Source organism: Geodermatophilus sp. SYSU D00814, assembly GCF_054050055.1.
Genome location: NZ_JBJGYP010000021.1, coordinates 46,412 through 65,103, shown reverse-complemented (window position 1 = coordinate 65,103; position 18,692 = coordinate 46,412). Strand labels below are relative to the sequence as shown.

The following is an 18,692-nucleotide window of genomic DNA, read 5'->3' as shown; positions in this document are numbered from 1 at the left end:
GGCGGACCGCGACCCCGCCTGCCGACGGGCCGCCGCGCCGCCGGCGGGACCCCGACGGCCGTCGTCTCGCTAGTCCCACGGACACCTCCCGGCTCGGGAGGGGACATCGGCACCGGGGACGGCGGACTCAACCCGAGCGCGGCGGTGCGGTGGCGCCGGACCCGGCCGCGTCCGGCACCGGCAGCCGCAGCCCCAGCCGGCCGGCCTCCAGGGACGCCAGCAACCGCACGGCCGCCGGGTCGCCGGCCCGCCACGCCTCCCCGGTGCCCGGCGGCAGCGCGGCCAGCCGGGGCAGGGGAGCGGTGGCCACCGCACGGGCGGCCAGCAGCTCCAGGTCCGGGTCGGCCGCCCGCAGGATCTGGGAGGCCGCCGACGCCTCCCGGACCCAGCGCAGCCGCCAGGGCAGCCAGCGCAGCAGCAGCCAGCCCACCGGCAGCACCACCAGCACGACGGCGAGCACGGAGGCCAGCGTGGCGACGGCGTCCTGCGCGGCCTGCCCGGCGCCGCTCACCGACCCCGCGGCGTCGCCGAGGGACCCCAGCGGCTCGGCCAGCTCGTCGCCGACCACCGGCACGTCCTCGGCCGCCGACGCCGCCGACCCCATGCTGTCGGCCACCGAGGTCCCGAGGTCCTCCACCGCCCGGCCGGGCTCGGCCAGCACCAGCACCGCGCCGTGCACCGCCCGGGCGACCAGCACCCACAGCACCAGCCAGGCGAGCATGCCGGCGTCGGCCAGCACCTGGCCGAGCCGGCGGTCCGGGCGCGAGGCGTACAGGCGCATCGGGGTGTTCCTCCTCCTCGGGGGTGACCCGGCCACTACCCGGGTCACCCGCCGGGCCATCGTGGGCGCTGCGCGGACTGACGGCAGCCCGGGCGCTGGTTAGGGTCCGTTCCGGGTCCCCTCACCGGGGGCGCGAGGACAGGCGCGGGACCGACGACCTCGGACCGGCCGCAGCGACAGGAGTGGACCGCCATGCACGTCGGGGTGCCCCGAGAGGTCAAGAACAGGGAGTACCGGGTCGCGCTGACCCCCGCCGGGGTCACCGAGCTGACCAGGGCCGGTCACACGGTGCTCGTCGAGCGGGGCGCGGGGGAGGGCTCCTCCATCCCCGACGGCGACTACACCGCCGCCGGCGCGCGCATCGTCGACAGCGCCGACGACGTCTGGGCCGACGCCGACCTGCTGCTCAAGGTCAAGGAGCCCGTCGAGGAGGAGTACGGCCGGCTGCGCGCCGGGCAGACGCTGTTCACCTACCTGCACCTGGCCGCCTCGCGGCCCTGCACCGAGGCGCTGGTCGCCTCGGGCACCACCGCGATCGCCTACGAGACCGTGCAGACGGCCAACGGCGCGCTGCCGCTGCTGGCGCCGATGAGCGAGGTCGCCGGGCGGATGGCGCCGCAGGTCGGCGCGCACAGCCTGGAGCGGGCGCACGGCGGGCGCGGCGTCCTGCTCGGCGGGGTGTCGGGCGTCTACGCGGCCAAGGTGGTCGTCATCGGCGCCGGGGTGTCGGGCATGAACGCCGCCACCATCGCCCTGGGCATGCAGGCCGAGGTCGTCGTCCTGGACAAGGACGTCGACAAGCTGCGCGCCGCCGACAACGTCTACCGCGGGCACCTGCAGACGGTGACCTCCAACGCCTACGAGGTGGAGCGGGCCGTCCTCGACGCCGACCTGGTCATCGGCGCGGTGCTGGTGCCCGGCGCCAAGGCCCCGACCCTGGTCAGCAACGACCTGGTCAAGCGGATGAAGCCGGGCTCGGTGCTCGTCGACATCGCCGTCGACCAGGGCGGCTGCTTCGAGGACAGCCGGCCCACGACACACGACGACCCGACCTTCCGGGTGCACGAGTCGGTGTTCTACTGCGTGGCGAACATGCCCGGAGCCGTCCCGAACACCTCCACGCACGCGCTGACCAACGTGACGCTGCCCTACGTCATGGCGCTGGCCGAGCAGGGCACCCGCGCGGCGGTCACCGCCAGCCCGGCCCTCGCCCACGGCCTCAACGTCGCCGCCGGGCAGGTCGTGCTGCCGGAGGTCGCCGAGGCGCACGGGATGACCGCCGTGCCCTGGGAGGAGGTCCTGTCCTGACCGTCACGGCGCCGGCCGGCACGCCCGCGCGGGACACCGACGTCGAGCGGGTGGTCACCGGTTACCTCGACCACCTCGCCGTCGAGCGCGGGCTGGCCGCCAACACCATCGCCTCCTACCGCCGCGACCTGCGGCGGTACGCGCAGTACCTGGCCGCGGCCGGGGTGCGGGGGCTGGGCGAGGTCGCCGAGAGCGACGTCGCCGGGTTCCTCGCCGCGCTGCGCGCCGGGGACGACGGGCACCCGCCGCTGTCGGCGACGTCGGCCGCGCGGGCCGTCGTCGCCGTCCGCGGGCTGCACCGCTTCGCGCTGCTCGACGGGCTGGTGCCCGGCGACGTCGCCGCGGAGGTGCGGCCCCCGGCGCCGGCGCGGCGGCTGCCCAAGGCGGTGCCGGTGGAGGCGGTGGTGGCGCTCATCGAGGCCGCGGGATCGGTGGAGGGCCCGCGCGGGCTGCGCGACCGGGCGCTGCTGGAGGTCCTCTACGGCACCGGGGCGCGCATCTCCGAGGCCGTGGGCCTGGCCGTCGACGACCTCGACCGCGGCCAGTCGGTGGTGCGGCTGGCCGGCAAGGGCGGCAAGGAGCGGATCGTCCCGGTGGGCAGCTACGCGCTGCGCGCGGTGGAGGACTACCTGGTGCGCGCCCGCCCGGCGCTGGCCGCGGCCGGGACGAGCGCGGCGCGCGGCGGGGTCCGCGGCGGGCGGCTGTTCCTCAACGCCCGCGGCGGGCCGCTGTCGCGGCAGAGCGCCTGGGCGATCCTGCGCTCGGCGGCCGAGCGCACCGCCGACGCCACCCTCGCCCGGCACGTCTCGCCGCACACGCTGCGGCACTCCTTCGCCACCCACCTGCTCGACGGCGGCGCCGACGTGCGCGTCGTGCAGGAACTGCTCGGGCACGCCTCGGTGACGACGACGCAGGTGTACACGCTGGTCACCGTCGACAAGCTCCGCGAGGTCTACGCCGGGAGCCACCCGCGTGCCCTCTCCTGACGAGACGACCCCGTCCGCGTCGGCACCTGTTGCCAGCTCCTACTGAGGAGTGCGGACTCGTCACCGGCAAGATCCGCCAGCGACGGCGTGTCCCGTGGATCGGTGCAGGTCATCTCCCTACCGTCGACCCCGACCCGAGCGGACCGGGCCGGCCGACCGCGGCCGGCACCGCCGGGGAGCACGGAGGAGTGGCGACTCATGGCGATCCGAGGGGACGTGGCCGGTCAGGCTCTCGCACTCCCGGCCGACGGCGGGGAGATGGGGGCGGCCGCCTCGCGGCTGGACCCCGCCCGCGCGCGTCAGCACCGGCTGCCCGAGCCCCCGCCCCTCGAGCGGCACGGCCCGGCCCGGGTCATCGCGATGTGCAACCAGAAGGGCGGCGTCGGCAAGACGACGTCGACGATCAACCTGGGCGCCTCGCTGGTCGAGTACGGCCGCCGGGTGCTGCTGGTCGACCTCGACCCGCAGGGCGCGCTGTCGGTCGGCCTGGGCGTGCCGGCCCAGCAGCTGGACCGCACCATCTACAACGCGCTGATGGAGCGGCGGACCACGCTGGCCGACGTCCGCGTGGGCACCGACGTGCCCGGCCTGGACCTGGTGCCGAGCAACATCGACCTGTCCGCAGCCGAGGTGCAGCTGGTCAGCGAGGTCGCCCGCGAGCAGACGCTGCTGCGCAAGCTGGACTCGGTGCGCGAGGAGTACGACTACATCCTCGTCGACTGCCAGCCCTCCCTCGGCCTGCTCACCGTCAACGCGCTCACCGCCGCGCACGGCGTGGTCATCCCGCTGGAGTGCGAGTTCTTCTCCCTGCGCGGCGTGGCGCTGCTGGTCGACACGATCGACAAGGTCAAGGAGCGGCTCAACCCGTCGCTGGAGATCGACGGCATCCTCGCCACGATGTACGACTCGCGCACCGTGCACTGCCGCGAGGTGTTCAGCCGCGTCGTCGAGGCCTTCGGCGACACCGTCTTCCGGACCGTCATCCACCGCACGGTCCGCTTCCCGGAGACCACCGTCGCCGGTCAGCCCATCACCACCTGGGCGCCGACCTCCTCGGGTGCGGCCGCCTACCGCGACCTGGCGAAGGAGGTGATCGCGCTGTGACCCGCCGTCCGGTCCTGCCGGGCGCCGACGAGCTGTTCCGGCGCACCGACACCCCGCCCGCGGCGGAGGTCACCGAGCTGACCCCGCTGAGCTCCGCGGTGGCGTCCCCGTCGCTGCGCGCGGCCCGCCGGGCGGTGGCCGAGCCCGAGCCCGAGCAGCCGGCGCCGCTGACGCTGGTGCCCGGCGGGGCCGCCACCGACCCGCTGGCCGCCTTCCGCGCCCCGGCGCCCCCGCCGCTGCCCGCGCCCGGCGCGCGCGCCCGCGGCAAGGCGGCCCGCGCCAGCGGGGCCGGCCGCACCCGGCACGACGAGAAGATCACCGTCTACATCTCCGCCGAGGACCTGCTGGCGCTGGAGAGCGCGCGGCTGTCGCTGCGCGCCCAGCACGGCGTGGCGGCCGACCGCGGCCGGATCGTCCGCGAGGCGGTGTCGGTGCTGCTCGCCGACCTCGCCGAGAACGGCGAGGACTCCGTGCTGGTGCGCCGCCTCAAGGGCTGAGGCGCTCCAGGGCATACATTTGCACTCCGTGAGCGGAGAGGCGCACGCGGTCGCGACCGCGCCGGAGCCGGTGGACACCGGCCGCTTCACCGTCCGGCTGACCAACTTCGAGGGCCCGTTCGACCTGCTGCTGCAGCTGATCAGCCGGCACCAGCTCGACGTCACCGAGATCGCGCTGTCGGTGGTCACCGACGAGTTCATCGCCCACCTGCGCGCGCTCGGCGACGAGCTCGACCTCGACCAGGCCAGCGAGTTCCTCGTGGTCGCCGCGACCCTGCTCGACCTCAAGGCCGCCCGGCTGCTGCCGGCCGCCGACATCGAGGACGAGGACGACCTCGAGCTGCTCGAGGCCCGCGACCTGCTCTTCGCCCGGCTGCTGCAGTACCGCGCCTACAAGGAGGCCGCCGCGGTGCTGCGCGAGCGGGAGGCGGTCGCCGTCCGCCGGCACCCCCGCGAGGCGCCGCTGGAGCCGCGGTTCGCCGAGCTGCTGCCCGAGGTGCTGCTCGGCGTCACCCCCGAGCGGTTCGCCGCGCTCGCCGCGCGGGCGCTCACGCCGAGGGAACCCCCGACGGTCGGGGTCACCCACCTGCACGCGCCGCCGGTCAGCGTCGCCGAGCAGCTGCTCGCCGTCCGCTCGGCGCTGCTGGGCGCCGGCACGCTGACCTTCCGCGCGCTCACCGGCGACTGCGCCACCACGCTGGAGGTCGTGGCCCGCTTCCTCGCGCTGCTGGAGCTCTACCGGCAGCAGCGGGTCACCTTCACCCAGCTCACCCCGCTCGGGGAGCTGCAGGTGCGCTGGACCGGTCCGGCCGACGTCGCCGCGGTGGCCGACCTCGGCGGGGCGGCCGACGGTGAGGCCCCGTGACCGGGGAGCCCGAGGACCGCGGCCCGGTCTCCTGGGAGGCGCTGGCCGCGGAGCTGGCGGCCACCCGCGAGGAGGCGGCCGGGCGGCCCGACGCCGACCCCGCCGTCTGGGACGCCGTCGCCGCCGAGCTCGCCGCCCGCGTGGCCGAGCGTCCCGCGCCGCCGGCCGGCGACGTGCCGCCGGTACCGGAGGAGCCGCTGGTCCTGCCCGGCATGCCCGAGCCGGAGCCGGAGGAGGAGCCGGAACCGGAGGAGGAGCTCGACCCGGCCGACCTGCGCGGCGGGCTGGAGGCGCTGCTGTTCGTCGCCGAGGGGCCGCTCGACGAGGCCACGCTGGCGGGGGCGCTGCGCGTCCCGGTGCCCCGGGTGCGGGCGGCGCTCGCCGAGCTCGCCGACGGCTACGACGGGCGCCGCGCCGGCATCGCGCTGCGCCGCGCGGGGGAGGGCTGGCGGCTCTACACCCGCGAGGAGTTCGCGCCCGTGGTCGAGCGGCACCTCACCGGCGCCGCGCGCAGCCGGCTGACCCAGGCGGCGCTGGAGACCCTCGCCGTCATCGCCTACCGGCAGCCGGTGACCCGCGCGCGGGTGTCGGCGATCCGCGGCGTCGGCGTCGACGGCGTCATGCGCACGCTGCTCTCCCGCGGCCTGGTCGCCGAGGTCGGCACCGACCCCGACAGCGGCGGTGGCCTCTACGGGACGACGGCGCTGTTCCTCGAGCGGCTCGGGCTCAGCGGCCTGCACGAGCTGCCGCCGCTGGCGCCGCTGCTGCCCGACGCCGCCGAGGTCGCGCGGGAGACCTCGGAGACGGCCTGACCGCCTAGGGTCGCCGTCGTGCCGGGGCCGACCGCGGGTGGCGCGCTCGCCGACGCGTACCGGCGCTTCGCCGGAGACGCCACCACCTCGCCGCTGTCCGCGCGCGTCGCCGCGGCGGTGGGCGGATCGGAGGAGGCGCTGCGGGCGCTGGCGACGGTGCCGGCGCGCCGGCGGGGACCGGCGGCGGTCCTCGCCGCGCTGCACGACCTCGCCCTCGCCGGGCGCGCTCCGGCCCTGGCCGCGGCCCACGGCTCCGGGGACGGCGAGGCCACCGCCGTCGCGGCGGTCGACACCCTGCGACGGGCGGCCGACGCGGTGGCGGCGGCCGGCGCGCGGCGGCGGGTGCTGTCCGACGAGACCGGGCACCCCGCGGTGCTGTACCCGGCGCTCGCCGAGGCGGCGCGGCGGGCCGGTGCCGACGCCGTCGGGCTGGTCGGCGTGGGCCGCCCGGCGGGGCTGGACCTGCTCGTCGACCGCGTCGGCATCTCCTACGGCGACGGGCGGTCCCTGGGCGACCCGTCGTCGCCGGTGCAGGTGTCGGCCCGGGTGGTGGGGGACCGGGCGGTCCCGACCCGCGCCCTGCCGCCGGTCCTCGTCCGGGTCTGCGCCGACGTCGACCCGCTGGACGTGACCGACGCCGACGACGTCCGGTGGCTGCGCGCCTGCCTCCCGCCGGACCGGCCCGAGCGCCGGGCGGGGCTCGACGCGGAGCTCGCGCTGGCCGCGGCCGACCCCCCGGTGCCGGTGCGCGGCGACGTCGTCGAGGTGCTGCCCGACGCCGTCGCCCGGGTGCCCGCCGGCGCCCTGCCCGTCGTCGTGACGGCGTGGTCGCTGGTGCGGCTCTCCCCGCAGCGCCGGGAGCGCTTCCTGCACCGCCTGGACGAGGTCGCGGCCGGGCGGCCGGTGGCGTGGGTGTCGGTGGAGGGGGTCGGGGTCGCACCGGGCGTCCCGACGCTCGGCGACCGCCCCGCCTCGGGCCACAGCACCGTCGGCGTCACGCTGGCCGACCGGTCGGCGCGGCGGGCCGAGGCCGTCGGCCGGTGCTGGTCGCGGGGCCGCGTGCTCGCGTGGCTGGCCGGCCCCTGACCGCCCGGCCGCCCGGCCCGCCGCCGCGTCCCGGCGGCCGGCGAGGGGGTGGGAGACTGGCGCGGATGGACACCGCACCGCAGCCCGACGACCTCCCCGGCACCCCCGGCGGTGAGGGCTGGTCGGAGGACATGGAGCTCGCCCCGGCCCACCCCGGCGACCGCCCGCCCTCCGCCACGGCCGACCGCGAGGGCGAGCGGCTGCAGAAGGTGCTCGCCCGCGCCGGCGTCGGCTCCCGGCGGGTGGTGGAGAACATGGTCGACCAGGGCCGGATCAGCGTGAACGGCCGCACGGTCACGGTGCAGGGCACGCGGGTGGACCCGGCGAGGGACAAGATCGCCGTCGACGGGCAGCGGATCGAGCTGCGCGACGACCGGGTCACCTACGCGGTGAACAAGCCCGCCGGGGTGATCACCGCGATGAGCGACGACCGGGCGCGGCCGACCGTCGGCGACATGGTGGGCGACCTCGCGCCCGGGCTGGTGCACGTGGGCCGGCTCGACCAGGACACCGAGGGGCTGCTGCTGGTCACCAACGACGGTGAGCTCGCCCACCGGCTGGCCCACCCGAGCTACGGGGTGAAGAAGACCTACCTCGCGCAGGTGTCGGGCTCGATCTCCCGCGACCTGCACCGCCGGCTGCGCGCCGGCATCGAGCTCGACGACGGCCCGGTGAAGGTCGACTCCTTCCGGATCGTCGACGCCCACGCCGGCCAGTCGGTGGTGGAGGTCGTGCTGCACGAGGGCCGCAAGCACATCGTGCGGCGGCTGCTGGCCGCGGTCGGCCTGCCGGTCTCCCGGCTGACGCGCGTCGCGGTCGGCCCGGTCTCGCTGCAGCGGATGCGCAGCGGCGCGATCCGCCGGCTGACCCGCCAGGAGGTCGGCGCGCTGGAGGAGCTCGTCGGGCTCTGAACCCGCCCACCGTCCCCCGGCCGCTCGGCGCGGTCAGACGGTCAGACGGTCAGCGCCAGGCAGATCCAGCACAGCGGGTCCCCGGCGTCGGCCCCGTCGTCGGGCCAGGCCCACTCGGCCGGGTCGAGGAGCGTCACCGGTGCCAGGCACACCGACCGGCCGACGGCGAGACCGTCGCCGCTGACCGCGTGGAGGCGACCCAGGGGCACGCGCAGCGATCCTCCTGAGCGGTAGAAGGGCCGCACCGCGTCCGCACCCACCGTCCAGCGCCCACCGGGCTCGGTGTCCGGGCACCGGGCTCCCTCGGGGCCCTGCTGGCCACCGGTCACCGGAGCACCAGCTGCTCGCCGGCGGGGGATCGCCGGGCGAGCCCGGCCAGGATCGCGCGGGCGTCGTCGGTGAGCGTGGCCGACCCGAGCCGGACGACGACGCGCCGGTGACCGAGCTGCCGCAGCGCGGTCACGGTCCGGCACAGCGCCTCGGCGCCCACCCGGTCGAGGTGGCCGCGGAGGGAGACCTGACCAGCGGCGCGGTCGGTGCGCGCGGTGAAGGACGGGGGCTTCGCACGGGACGGCCCGTCGCGGGGCGGTCCCGGTGGGCGTGCGGGGGGCCGGCGGTGGGTCTCTTCTCGACTCACCCCTCAACCGTTACGAATCCGTCCGATAGACCCCAGGGCCTTTGGTCCCCGGAGGTGCGCCCGGGGTCCTGGACCGTTATCCCCAACTCGTGCACGGACCTGGTCCGACCGAGCGGCCGGCACCGGGGTCGAGGCACCGGTGGGGGAGGACCGGTCCGGCCGGGTGGCGGGCGGAACCTAGACTCGACCGGGCACCCCGGATCCGGGAGCCCGATCGACGGAGGAGGGTGCTCGTGGCCGTACGGGCCATCCGGGGCGCGACACAGGTGGACGCCGACGACCGCGGCCTGGTGCTCGAGGCCACCCGGGAGCTGGTGAACGCGGTGGTCGAGCGCAACGCGCTGCACCACGACGACATCATCAGCATCCTGTTCACCGCGACACCGGACCTGGTGTCGGAGTTCCCGGCCCTGGCCGCCCGCGAGCTGGGCATGGGCGACGTGCCGCTGATGTGCGCCACCGAGATGGCGGTGCCGCACGCGCTGCCGCGGGTGCTGCGGCTGATGGCGCACGTGGAGACCGACCGGCCGCGCGCGGGCATCCAGCACGTGTACCTGCGGGGCGCGGTGGCGCTGCGGCGGGACATCGCCCAGTGAGCGGTCCGGTGACCCGAGGAGTGGAGGACGTGGACATGAGCGGTTTCCGGGGACAGGTGACCCTCGACGGCCCGTCCGGCACGGGCAAGTCCAGCGTCGCGCGGGCGGTGGCCGCCCGGCTGGGCGCCGCCTACCTCGACACCGGCGCGATGTACCGCGCCGCCACGGTGGCGGTGCTCGACGCCGGCGTCGACCCCGAGGACGCCGACGCGGTGGCCCGCGTGGTGGCCGGCGCCCGGATCGAGGTGGGGACGGCGGCGGAGACCGAGCGGGTGGAGGTCGACGGCACCGACGTCGCCGAGCGCATCCGCGGCGCCGAGGTCACCCGCGCCGTCTCGGCGGTCTCGGCGGTGCCCGCGGTGCGGCGGCAGCTGGTCGACCGGCAGCGGTCGCTGGTGGGCTCGGCCGACGCGGTCGTCGTCGAGGGGCGCGACATCGGCACCGTGGTGCTGCCGGAGGCGACCGTGAAGGTCTACCTGACCGCGGCGCCGGAGGCCCGCGCGCAGCGGCGGGCCCTGCAGCTGGGGATCAGCGACCCGGCGGAGGTGGCCGCGCTCGCCGCCGAGCTGCGCCGCCGCGACGAGTACGACAGCAGCCGCGCGGACAGCCCGCTGCGGCCGGCCGCCGACGCGGTGGTCGTGGACAGCACCGACCTGGACCGAGAGGGCGTCGTCGACCGGGTGGTCGGGCTGGCGCTCGCGGCGGCCGGGGCACGAGGGGTGGACGCGTGAGCGAGGAGGGCACCGGCGGCCCGCTGCCGGTGGTGGCGGTCGTCGGCCGGCCGAACGTGGGCAAGTCGACGCTGGTCAACCGGATCCTGGGTCGCCGCGCCGCGGTGGTGCAGGACGTCCCGGGCGTCACCCGCGACCGGATCTCCTACGAGGCGCTGTGGAACGGGCGGCGGTTCACCGTCACCGACACCGGCGGCTGGGACCCGAGGGCGGAGGGGCTGGGCGCGTCGATCACCCGGCAGGCCGAGTTCGCGATGCGCACCGCCGACGTCATCGTGCTCGTCGTCGACAGCCAGGTGGGCGCCACCGACACCGACCTGGCCGCCGCGCGGATCCTGCGCCGCAGCGACCGGCCGGTGATCGTCGTCGCCAACAAGGTCGACGACGAGCGCAGCGAGTCCAACGCCGCGGAGCTGTGGTCGCTGGGGCTGGGGGAGCCGCAGCCGGTCAGCGCGCTGCACGGCCGGGGCTCGGGGGACCTGCTCGACCTGGTCCTCGACGCGCTGCCCGAGGCGCCGCGCGAGCAGCCGGAGGAGGGCGGCCCGCGCCGGGTGGCGCTGGTCGGGCGGCCGAACGTGGGCAAGTCGAGCCTGCTCAACCGGCTGGCGAAGGAGGAGCGCTCGGTCGTCGACTCGGTGGCCGGCACCACCGTGGACCCGGTCGACTCGATCATCACGCTGGGCGGGGAGGAGTGGCGGTTCGTCGACACCGCGGGCCTGCGCCGCAAGGTCAACACCGCCAGCGGCACCGAGTACTACGCGAGCCTGCGCACCGAGGCCGCGATCCAGGCCGCCGAGGTCGCCGTCGTGCTGCTGGCGGCCGACGAGGTGATCAGCGAGCAGGACCAACGGGTGATCACCCAGGTCATCGAGGCCGGCCGCGCGCTGGTCATCGCGTTCAACAAGTGGGACACCCTCGACGAGGACCGGCACGCCCAGCTCGAGCGCGAGATCGAGCGGGACCTCGCCCGGGTGCGGTGGGCCTCGCGGGTCAACATCTCGGCGGCCACCGGCCGCGGCGTCGGGAAGCTGCCCGAGCACCTGCGGGCCGCGCTGGCCTCCTGGGAGACCCGGGTGCCGACGGCGGAGCTCAACGCCTACGTCCGCCAGCTCGTGCAGGAGACCCCGCCCCCGGCCCGCGGCGGGCGCGCCCCGAAGATCAAGTACGTGACGCAGGCCGACGTCCGGCCACCGCGGTTCGTCGTCTTCTCCACCGGCTTCCTCGAGGCCGGCTACCGCCGCTTCCTCGAGCGCAAGCTGCGGGAGCGGTGGGGCTTCGGCGGCACCCCGATCGACATCTCGGTCAAGGTCCGCGAGGGCCGGGGGAACGAGCGGCGCGGCTGACGGTCAGGCCACGGTCGCGGCATCGTCGGCGGGGTCCTCGTCGGGGTCGTCGTGGGGGTCGTCGTCGTGGGGGTCGTCGTCGAAGCGCAGCGGCTCGGTCCGCCGGGGCATGGCCAGCACGGCGAGGGCGATGACGACGGCGGTGACCGCCGTGGCGACGAAGACGCCGTGCGAGGCCGCGTGCAGGCTCTCCCGCGCGAAGTCGGCGACGGCGCCGCCCTGGGCGAGCGCCGCGGTCGTGCTGTCGACGTCGGTGGGCACCTCGCCGTCGAGACCGGGCGGCGGGGCGGCGAAGCGGGCGGCCAGGGTGGTGTTGGCGATCGCGCCGAACACCGCCGCGCCGATCGCCGAGCCCATCGACCGGGAGAACATGTTGGTGGCGGTGACGACGCCGCGCCGGTCCCAGCCGACCACCGACTGCACCGCGACGATCAGCGGCGCCGACGACAGTCCGAGGCCGAGGCCGGTGAGGAACATCCAGGCGCCGACCTGCCACAGCTGTGCCGACGGGCCGAGCAGCGCCGTCCCGGCCGTGCCGGCGACGGCGAGGACGACGCCGAGCAGCGCGGTGTCGCGGAACCCGATGCGCAGGTAGAGCCGGCCGGACAGGCTCGCCGCGATCGGCCACCCGAGGGTCAGGGCCGCCAGCGCGAAGCCGGCCTCCAGTGCCCCGGCGCCGAGCACCCCCTGCGCCCACGTGGGCAGGTAGGAGCTCAGGCCGATGAGCAGCGCGCCGAGCCCGAGCGCGGCGACGTTGCCGCTGAGCAGGATCCGGCGGCGCAGCACCCACGGCGGCAGCACCGGCTCGGCGGCCCGCCGCTCCACCAGCGCGAAGGCGACGAGCAGCACGGCCGCCGTCGCGAGGACCGCGATCGAGACCGGTGACGACCAGGCCCAGGCGCTGCCGCCCTGCAGCAGGCCGACGATGAGCAGCCCCGCGCCGGCGGCGAGCAGCACCGACCCGGCGACGTCGAAGCGGGCCTCCCGGCGCTCGACCCGCTCGGTCCACCGCCGCCACAGCGCGACCAGCGCCACCGCGCCCAGGGGCAGGTTCACCCAGAAGATCCAGCGCCAGGACAGGTAGTCGCTGAAGACCCCGCCCAGCGTGGGGCCGAGCACCGCGGAGATCCCCCACACCGAGGCCACGTAGCCCTGAACCCGGGCGCGCTCCTCGACGGTGTAGATGTCGCCGATGACGGTCATGCCGATCGGCTGGATCGCCCCCGCCCCGATGCCCTGCAGCGCGCGGCCGACGATCAGCGCCGGCATCGACCAGGCGAGGCCGCAGAACAGCGACGCCGCGACGAACACCGCGATGCCGACCAGCAGCACCGGCTTGCGCCCGTGGACGTCGGCGAGCTTGCCGTAGACCGGCACCGTCACCGCCTGGGTGAGCAGGTAGACGCTGAACAGCCACGGGAACTGGCTGAAGCCGCCGAGGTCGTCGACGACGGCGGGGACGGCCGTGGCGATGATCGTGCTGTCGAGCGCGATGAGGGCGGTGCTGAGCATGACCGCGCCGAGCACGGGACCGCGCTCGGAGCGGAGCCCGATCGAGGCCCGGGGCGTGGTCGTCACGGGCAACGACAACCCGGGGGAGCGCCGGGTCGTTCCCGGCGCCGGTGCTCACCGCCGGACGAGGGCCCGCAGCTCGTCCGCACGCCGGTCCGTCCGGCCCTCGGGACGCAGCAGGAGCGCCCCGGCCGCCCCGGCAGCTGCCCCGGAGGAGCTCACGGCGCGCCCACCGGCCAGCCTGCGGACGCCCAGACGACGACGATCGCCCCGGCGAGCACGCCGAGGGTCAGCAGCAGCGCCCAGGCGGCGAAGGCGGGGCTGTACTCGTCCTCGGCCGGGTCGCGACCGGCCGGGTCGGCCAGCTCCGGAGGGTGCACCTCGGGGATCGGCATCGGTCCTCCTGGCATCCGCCGGGACGGGCACACGGGCAGCGGCGAGCGTGGCCGCAGGCGCTCGGCGCGGCCTCACCTGCGGCGGATGAGTTCCGGGCCGCAGAGGGACCGCGATGCCGCTCCGCCGCCGGGGAGCCGACCACCGGCCCGACCGCGGTGAGCGGGCGGCGGGGTCGTGGACCACCCGACCGCCCACGACCTCGTCCGGGCGGGGTGAGACCACAGCCGGCGGACTCGCACGGAGCCGGATCGCCGCCCCGGCCGTCGCCGTCCGGTCCCGTCCGGTTGCGTTCCGTCTACGGTCCGGGCCGGTTGCCCCTGTCGGGATCGTCTCGGTCGTCGTACGTTCGTGCTGCTGCGAGGGGGATGCCGTGGCCTCAGCGAGGGGCGCGAGACGGTCCGGGGTGCCACGGGCGAAGACCGCGGTGCCGCGGTTGTCGCCCGGGTACGTGCCCCGGCCCCGGCTGCTGGCCGCGGTCGACGCCGCGGCACCGGGCCAGGTCACCGCGGTGTGCGCGCCCGCCGGTTACGGCAAGACGCTGCTGCTCGCCGACTGGGCCTCCCGCGTCCCGGACCGGACGGCCTGGGTCTCCCTGGACGGCGACGACGACGACGACCAGCGCTTCTGGTCGGCGGTCCTGACCGCGCTCGCCTCCTGCCCCGTCGTGCCGGAGGACTCCCTCCTGCAGTCGATCGCGGCGCCGCACCTGCCGAGCCGGGACCCGGCGTTCCTCGCCGCGGTGGTCGACGCGATCGACGCCGTCCCCGAGCCGGTGCGTCTGGTCCTCGACGACGTGCACGAGCTGACCGCACCCGAGCCCAGGCGCGGGCTGGCCACCCTCGTCCGCGACCGTCCCCCCGGGCTGCACCTGGTGCTCACCGGACGCACCGACCCGCCGCTGCCGCTCAGCCGCATGCGGGTGGCCGGCGAGCTCAACGAGATCCGGGCGGAGGCCCTGCGGTTCTCGGTGCCGGAGGCGGACACCATGCTGGCCTCGGCCGACGTCGAGGCGAGCCCCGACCAGGTGCGCCTGCTCGTCGAGCAGACCGAGGGCTGGGCCGCCGGGCTCCGGCTGGCGGCGCTGTCGCTGCGCGAGACCGACGACCCCGACCGCTTCCTCACCGACTTCGTCGGCAACGGCCGGGCCGTGTCCGACTACCTGGTGGGGGAGGTCCTGGCCCGGCTCCCGTCCGACGTGCTGGACCTGCTGCGCGCGGTGAGCGTCTGCGACCAGCTGTCCGCGCCACTCGCGATCGCGGTGTCCGGCCGGCCGGACGCGGCGGAGGTCCTCGACGCGATGGAGCGCGACACCTCGCTGGTGCTCAGCTGCGGTCAGGGTCGCATCTGGTACCGCGTGCACCCGCTGCTGCGCTCGCACCTGCTGGCCGACCTGACGCGCCGCCGTCCCGAGGAGGTGCTGCGCCTGCAGCGCAGCGCGGCCGGGTGGTACGCGTCCCGGGGCCGGACCGTCGAGGCCCTCACCCACGCGCGGCGGGGTGGGGACCCGGCCGCCGTCGTGCGGCTGCTCCGCCAGGACAGCGCCCGCCTGGTCGCCGACGGCCGCTACGGGGCGATGCGGGAGGCGCTGGACTGGCTGGGGGACGCCGTGGCCGCCGACCCCTGGCTGGAACTGCTGGCCGGGCTCGTCGACGTCGAGGCGGGCGCGCTGGTCGCGGCCGACGGCCACCTCGCCCGTGCCGACCTCGTCTGGCCGACCGAGCCGGGGGAGGAGCTCGCGGAGCTGCGCGCCCTGGTCCGCGCCCGCCGCGTGACCATGACCGGGAACCCGGCGGACATGGTGACGGCGACGGAGGCGCTCGCCCCGACGGTCGAGGAGGCCTCCGGCCTGGCGGTGACGGCGGCGCTCGACCGCGCGCTGGCCCTGCTGACGGTCGGCCGGTGGGACGAGGCCGAGAGCCTCGTGCGCGGGGCGCTCGCCCGGGCGGAGGCCTCGGGGCAGCGGTACGTGACCGCCCGGGCCCGCACCGTCCTCGCCGCCCTCGCCGGGGTCCGCGGGGACTTCCGGCGGATGTCCGCGCTCGCCGAGCAGGCCGACGTCGGCGCCCACGGGACCGACTGGCGGGCCACGGCCGGCGTCGCCTTCACGGCGTCGATGCGCGCCTACGCAGCACTGCTGCGGGTGGAGCCGCAGTCGTGCCTGGACCTGCTCTCCCCGGCGCTCGCCTTCTACGACCGGGAGCCGCCGCCCCCGTCGAACCCGGTCGCGGTCACCGTCCGGGCGCTGTCCGGCGCCGCGTCGGCCGACCTGGGGCGCGAGGTCGACGGGCTGGAGGAGATGCGGCGGTCCCGGACGGCGGTGGCCGACCACCCGATGGCGGCCAGCGCGGCCGCGCTCGTCGCCCTGCTCGAGCACGGCGTGGCCCACCGCACCGGGCACGCCGAACCCGCCCGCGCCGCGCTGGAGTGGGCCGAGTCGACGCTGGGGACCGGCGGGGACGTGGCCCTCATGCGGGCACACCGGCTGGCCGCGCTCGGCCGGTACCGCGCCGCCGGCGAGGTCCTGCGGCCGCTGCTGGACCGGTCGCTGGCGGCCACGGTCCCGTGGGCGCGGTTGGCGGGCTGGGTGCTCGACTGCCGGCTCGCGGTGGCGGAGGGCCACCCGGCCCGCGCGCGCGGCAGCCTCGGGCAGGCGCTCGCGCTGACCGAGGCGACGGACGCGCTGCGGCCACTGGCGCTCGCGCCGGACGAGGTGGTCGAGCTGCTCACCCGGCAGCTGGGCAGCTTCGGCGGCCTGGACCCGACCGCGCACCGGGTGCTCGCCGCGCGGCAGGCCCTGGGGGTCGGCACCCACCCGGTGGCGCTGACCGAGCGCGAGCGGGCGGTGCTGCGCCTGCTGCCCACCCAGCGCTCGTTCGACGAGATCGCCGGCGACCTCACCGTCTCCCACAGCACGGTGAAGACCCACGTCCGGGCGATCTACGGCAAGCTCGGCGTCAACTCGCGCAGGGACGCGGTGGAGACCGCCCGGCGCCGTGGCGTGCTCGTCGAGTCGAGGTCGGAGGACGCGCGGTCCTGAGGGCCTCAGCCGGGGACCTCGTGCAGGGACACCACCCGCAGCCCGAGGTCCTGCATCCGTGCCAGCACGCCGTGCAGCTGTGCCTCGTCGACGATGTCGCCGTGGATGATCGTCTCGGGCGGGGCCTGCACGACCTCCAGGTCGGGAACGCCCCGCGGGTGTGGTCGGACAACCACCCCGCCACCCGGAACTCGTAGCGTCGCGACGACACGGGTCACCTCCTGGCTCGATCCCCGCGGATCGTCCCCGGACCGGCCGCGCGGCAGGTCCCCCGCCCGGGATGAGATGCCGCTGCGCCCCGACCGGTCGGCGCGGCCGCGGCGGACGTCATCCGCCGCGGAGGAGGTCGCGGGTGCCGCCGCCCAGCACGCTGTCCCCGCGCCCGGCCGACGCATCCGTGCCCGGCCTGACGGAGCCGAGGGGAGATCCGGTGGGCCTGGCCGCTCCCCGACGACGAGTTCGCGCAGCAGAGGGCGCGACTGCTCGCGGGGTAGGAGCCGGTCGTGACGGCAGGCGCCCGGGTCCCACGGCGGACCACGGCGGGATGGCGGGGCGTGCCGCTCGCCGTCGTGCTCGTCGGGGTGCTGCTGCTGTGGAACAACGTCGTCGTCCCCGCCCTGCCGGGGGACACCGGGACCTACGTCGCCGTGAACCTCGCCGCCGCCGGTGTGCTGCTGGCCACCGCCCGGCTGACCGGTTCCTCGTGGGCGGACCTCGGCCTGGCCCGCCGCGACGTGCCCGCGGGGCTGCGGTGGGGCGGTGCGGCCCTCGCGCTCGTCGCGGCCGGCTACGCGGCCGTCCTCGCGTTGCCCCCCACCCGCCCCCTGCTCGCCGACGCCCGTGTCGCCGGCCTCGACCCGGCGGAGCTCGCCGGCGACGTGCTCCTGCGCATCCCCCTCGGCACGGTCCTGTGGGAGGAGATCGCCTTCCGCGGGGTGCTGCTGGCGGTGCTGCTCCGGGTGCTGCCACTGCGTGCCGCGACGGCGGTGGCGGCCGGGGTGTTCGGGCTGTGGCACGTGCGGCCCACGCTGAGCGGCCTGGCGGCCAACGACCTGGTCGACGGGCCGCTCGCCACGGCCGCAGCGGTGGCGCTGGTCTGCGCGGGGACGGCGGTGGCCGGCGTGCTGTTCACCTGGCTGCGGCTGCGCAGCGGCAGCCTGCTGGCCCCGGTGCTGCTCCACCTGGCGACCAACACGCTGGGCAGCCTGGCCGCGCTCGCCGCCCACCGGCTCGGCTGAGGCCGCCTTCGGGATGCTGGGAGCGGGTGCGGTAACCTGCTGGGGCAGCGATCGGGCGGTGCGAGCCGCCCGGCGCTCGGGCTGTAGCGCAGCTTGGTAGCGCACTTGACTGGGGGTCAAGGGGTCGCAGGTTCAAATCCTGTCAGCCCGACAGTGAAACCGCAGGTCAGAGGCGGGTCACCCGACGAGGGTGGCCCGCCTCTCGCATGAGTACAGCAACGCGTACAGCAACGCGGCCCGAGGGACAGCAACGGTCACCAGCGGAGTGCTTGGTCGAGCCGGTCGGCCGCCTCCCGCTGCTGAGCCGGCCCGACGTGGCTGTAGATGTCGGCCGTGATGGCGTAGGACGAGTGGCCGAGGTGCTCTTGAGCGACCTTCGTGTGCGTGCCGGCCGCGAGCAGGAAGCTCACCGCGGAGTGCCGGAGGGTGTGCGGGGTGACGCCGCGGAGGCCGGCGGACGGCGAGGACGGCGGCGCCGGCGTCGGCGCCGCCGGTCAGGACGGCGAACCCTCGATCCGCCATCGGCGATGACCGGCTCCCGGGGGACACGGCGCCGCACGTGGTGCAGGGCCGCATCGGCGCAGGTCAGCTGCGCCTCCGGCAGGCCGCCGCCGCCCGGTCACGCACGGACCTGCTCCGCAGCCGGAGCACGATCGCCGTCTCCCGTGCGGTTCGGGGCCGGATCCGTTGCACGGCCTGTCCCTCCCCGTCTCGTGCCCGGGCTGGCGTGGTGCGCCACCTCGGCATCCCCCCGGCGGTTGCCCCGGCTGTCCGTGCGCACTCGTGTCGCACCCTCGGTGACCGCACCGAGACCGCGGACATCGTGCGGTCTCGCCTCGCCGACAGGACCCG

19 protein-coding genes, 1 tRNA gene and 1 pseudogene are annotated in these 18,692 nt (G+C 76.6%); 14 read left to right on the top strand and 7 right to left on the bottom strand.

The window, feature by feature from the left end:
* Positions 1–127: 127 nt before the first annotated feature.
* The gene (locus tag ACI780_RS17165) at positions 128–781 is read right to left on the bottom strand and encodes a hypothetical protein (protein WP_457004443.1); all 654 of its coding nucleotides are present in this window, start codon (positions 779–781) and stop codon (positions 128–130) included.
* Positions 782–973: 192 nt separating this feature from the next.
* Here ACI780_RS17165 and ald point away from each other — a divergent pair, with 192 nt between their 5' ends.
* The 8 genes from ald to ACI780_RS17125 all read left to right on the top strand — a co-directional run bounded on the left by ald (position 974) and on the right by ACI780_RS17125 (position 8,350).
* Positions 974–2,089 carry an alanine dehydrogenase gene (ald, locus tag ACI780_RS17160; protein ID WP_456872037.1) on the top strand — a complete coding sequence of 372 codons (1,116 nt, stop codon included), beginning with the start codon at positions 974–976 and terminating at the stop codon, positions 2,087–2,089.
* A gap of 50 nt (positions 2,090–2,139) precedes the next feature.
* Entirely contained in the window at positions 2,140–3,075 is a 936-nt protein-coding gene (locus ACI780_RS17155) for a site-specific tyrosine recombinase XerD (RefSeq protein ID WP_456872036.1), read from the top strand.
* A 198-nt stretch (positions 3,076–3,273) separates the two neighbouring features.
* A complete protein-coding gene (locus ACI780_RS17150; RefSeq protein ID WP_456872035.1) occupies positions 3,274–4,179 on the top strand; it encodes a ParA family protein in 906 nt (301 codons plus the stop codon).
* Positions 4,176–4,676: a hypothetical protein gene (locus ACI780_RS17145; protein WP_456872034.1), complete on the top strand. Its 501-nt coding sequence runs from the start codon at positions 4,176–4,178 to the stop codon at positions 4,674–4,676. Before ACI780_RS17150 ends, ACI780_RS17145 begins: the two co-directional genes overlap by 4 nt.
* A 28-nt stretch (positions 4,677–4,704) precedes the next feature.
* A complete protein-coding gene (locus ACI780_RS17140; RefSeq protein ID WP_456872033.1) occupies positions 4,705–5,541 on the top strand; it encodes a segregation and condensation protein A in 837 nt (278 codons plus the stop codon).
* Positions 5,538–6,353, top strand: coding sequence for an SMC-Scp complex subunit ScpB (gene scpB, locus ACI780_RS17135; RefSeq protein WP_456872032.1), 816 nt, complete (start codon positions 5,538–5,540; stop codon positions 6,351–6,353). The genes ACI780_RS17140 and scpB overlap by 4 nt, the downstream gene beginning before the upstream one ends.
* A gap of 18 nt (positions 6,354–6,371) precedes the next feature.
* A complete protein-coding gene (locus ACI780_RS17130) occupies positions 6,372–7,439 on the top strand; it encodes a DUF2332 domain-containing protein (protein WP_457004439.1) in 1,068 nt (355 codons plus the stop codon).
* Positions 7,440–7,504: 65 nt separating this feature from the next.
* Positions 7,505–8,350, top strand: coding sequence for a pseudouridine synthase (locus ACI780_RS17125; RefSeq protein WP_456872030.1), 846 nt, complete (start codon positions 7,505–7,507; stop codon positions 8,348–8,350).
* 41 nt (positions 8,351–8,391) lie between these two features.
* On the opposite strand, the gene ACI780_RS17120 is transcribed toward ACI780_RS17125, so the two are convergent.
* Both ACI780_RS17120 and ACI780_RS17115 read right to left on the bottom strand, forming a co-directional pair.
* Positions 8,392–8,559, bottom strand: a complete 168-nt coding sequence (locus ACI780_RS17120) for a hypothetical protein (protein ID WP_456872029.1) — start codon at positions 8,557–8,559, stop codon at positions 8,392–8,394.
* Between the two features lie 116 nt (positions 8,560–8,675).
* Positions 8,676–8,840 (bottom strand): hypothetical protein, encoded by a 165-nt coding sequence (locus tag ACI780_RS17115; protein WP_456872028.1) that lies wholly within the window; start codon positions 8,838–8,840, stop codon positions 8,676–8,678.
* Positions 8,841–9,220: 380 nt separating this feature from the next.
* On the opposite strand from ACI780_RS17115, the gene aroH reads away from it, so the two are divergent.
* The 3 genes from aroH to der are packed head-to-tail and all read left to right on the top strand — an operon-like array spanning position 9,221 to position 11,657.
* Positions 9,221–9,583, top strand: a complete 363-nt coding sequence (aroH, locus tag ACI780_RS17110; protein ID WP_456872027.1) for a chorismate mutase — start codon at positions 9,221–9,223, stop codon at positions 9,581–9,583.
* 35 nt (positions 9,584–9,618) lie between these two features.
* Complete coding sequence (gene cmk, locus ACI780_RS17105; protein ID WP_456872026.1) at positions 9,619–10,314, top strand: (d)CMP kinase; 696 nt, start codon at positions 9,619–9,621, stop codon at positions 10,312–10,314.
* Complete coding sequence (gene der / locus ACI780_RS17100) at positions 10,311–11,657, top strand: ribosome biogenesis GTPase Der (RefSeq protein ID WP_456872025.1); 1,347 nt, start codon at positions 10,311–10,313, stop codon at positions 11,655–11,657. The genes cmk and der overlap by 4 nt, the downstream gene beginning before the upstream one ends.
* Positions 11,658–11,660: 3 nt before the next feature.
* Here der and ACI780_RS17095 read toward each other — a convergent pair whose 3' ends face one another.
* Both ACI780_RS17095 and ACI780_RS17090 read right to left on the bottom strand, forming a co-directional pair.
* Positions 11,661–13,235 carry an MDR family MFS transporter gene (locus ACI780_RS17095; RefSeq protein WP_457004435.1) on the bottom strand — a complete coding sequence of 525 codons (1,575 nt, stop codon included), beginning with the start codon at positions 13,233–13,235 and terminating at the stop codon, positions 11,661–11,663.
* 152 nt (positions 13,236–13,387) lie between these two features.
* Complete coding sequence (locus tag ACI780_RS17090; protein ID WP_457004433.1) at positions 13,388–13,564, bottom strand: hypothetical protein; 177 nt, start codon at positions 13,562–13,564, stop codon at positions 13,388–13,390.
* A 404-nt stretch (positions 13,565–13,968) separates the two neighbouring features.
* Between ACI780_RS17090 and ACI780_RS17085 the strand changes: the two genes are divergently transcribed.
* On the top strand, positions 13,969–16,602 hold the full coding sequence (locus tag ACI780_RS17085) for a LuxR C-terminal-related transcriptional regulator (RefSeq protein ID WP_457004431.1): 2,634 nt from the start codon (positions 13,969–13,971) through the stop codon (positions 16,600–16,602).
* A 5-nt stretch (positions 16,603–16,607) separates the two neighbouring features.
* On the opposite strand, the gene ACI780_RS17080 is transcribed toward ACI780_RS17085, so the two are convergent.
* Complete coding sequence (locus ACI780_RS17080; RefSeq protein ID WP_457004429.1) at positions 16,608–16,733, bottom strand: hypothetical protein; 126 nt, start codon at positions 16,731–16,733, stop codon at positions 16,608–16,610.
* 423 nt (positions 16,734–17,156) lie between these two features.
* Between ACI780_RS17080 and ACI780_RS17075 the strand changes: the two genes are divergently transcribed.
* On the top strand, positions 17,157–17,840 hold the full coding sequence (locus ACI780_RS17075) for a CPBP family intramembrane glutamic endopeptidase (RefSeq protein WP_457004427.1): 684 nt from the start codon (positions 17,157–17,159) through the stop codon (positions 17,838–17,840).
* Between the two features lie 77 nt (positions 17,841–17,917).
* Positions 17,918–17,991: transfer RNA gene (locus ACI780_RS17070), tRNA-Pro, on the top strand.
* Positions 17,992–18,094: 103 nt separating this feature from the next.
* Here the strand turns inward: ACI780_RS17070 and ACI780_RS17065 are convergent.
* Positions 18,095–18,280 (bottom strand): annotated as a pseudogene (locus ACI780_RS17065) (tyrosine-type recombinase/integrase); the annotation flags it as partial.
* Between the last annotated feature and the right edge of the window lie 412 nt (positions 18,281–18,692).

Bases quoted from the DNA above. Each gene is read 5' to 3' on its own strand.
- ACI780_RS17165 (WP_457004443.1), bottom strand. From the start codon at position 781: ATGCGCCTGTACGCCTCGCGCCCGGACCGCCGGCTCGGCCAGGTGCTG.
- ald (WP_456872037.1), top strand. From the start codon at position 974: ATGCACGTCGGGGTGCCCCGAGAGGTCAAGAACAGGGAGTACCGGGTC.
- ACI780_RS17150 (WP_456872035.1), top strand. From the start codon at position 3,274: ATGGCGATCCGAGGGGACGTGGCCGGTCAGGCTCTCGCACTCCCGGCC.
- ACI780_RS17125 (WP_456872030.1), top strand. From the start codon at position 7,505: ATGGACACCGCACCGCAGCCCGACGACCTCCCCGGCACCCCCGGCGGT.
- cmk (WP_456872026.1), top strand. From the start codon at position 9,619: ATGAGCGGTTTCCGGGGACAGGTGACCCTCGACGGCCCGTCCGGCACG.
- ACI780_RS17090 (WP_457004433.1), bottom strand. From the start codon at position 13,564: ATGCCGATCCCCGAGGTGCACCCTCCGGAGCTGGCCGACCCGGCCGGT.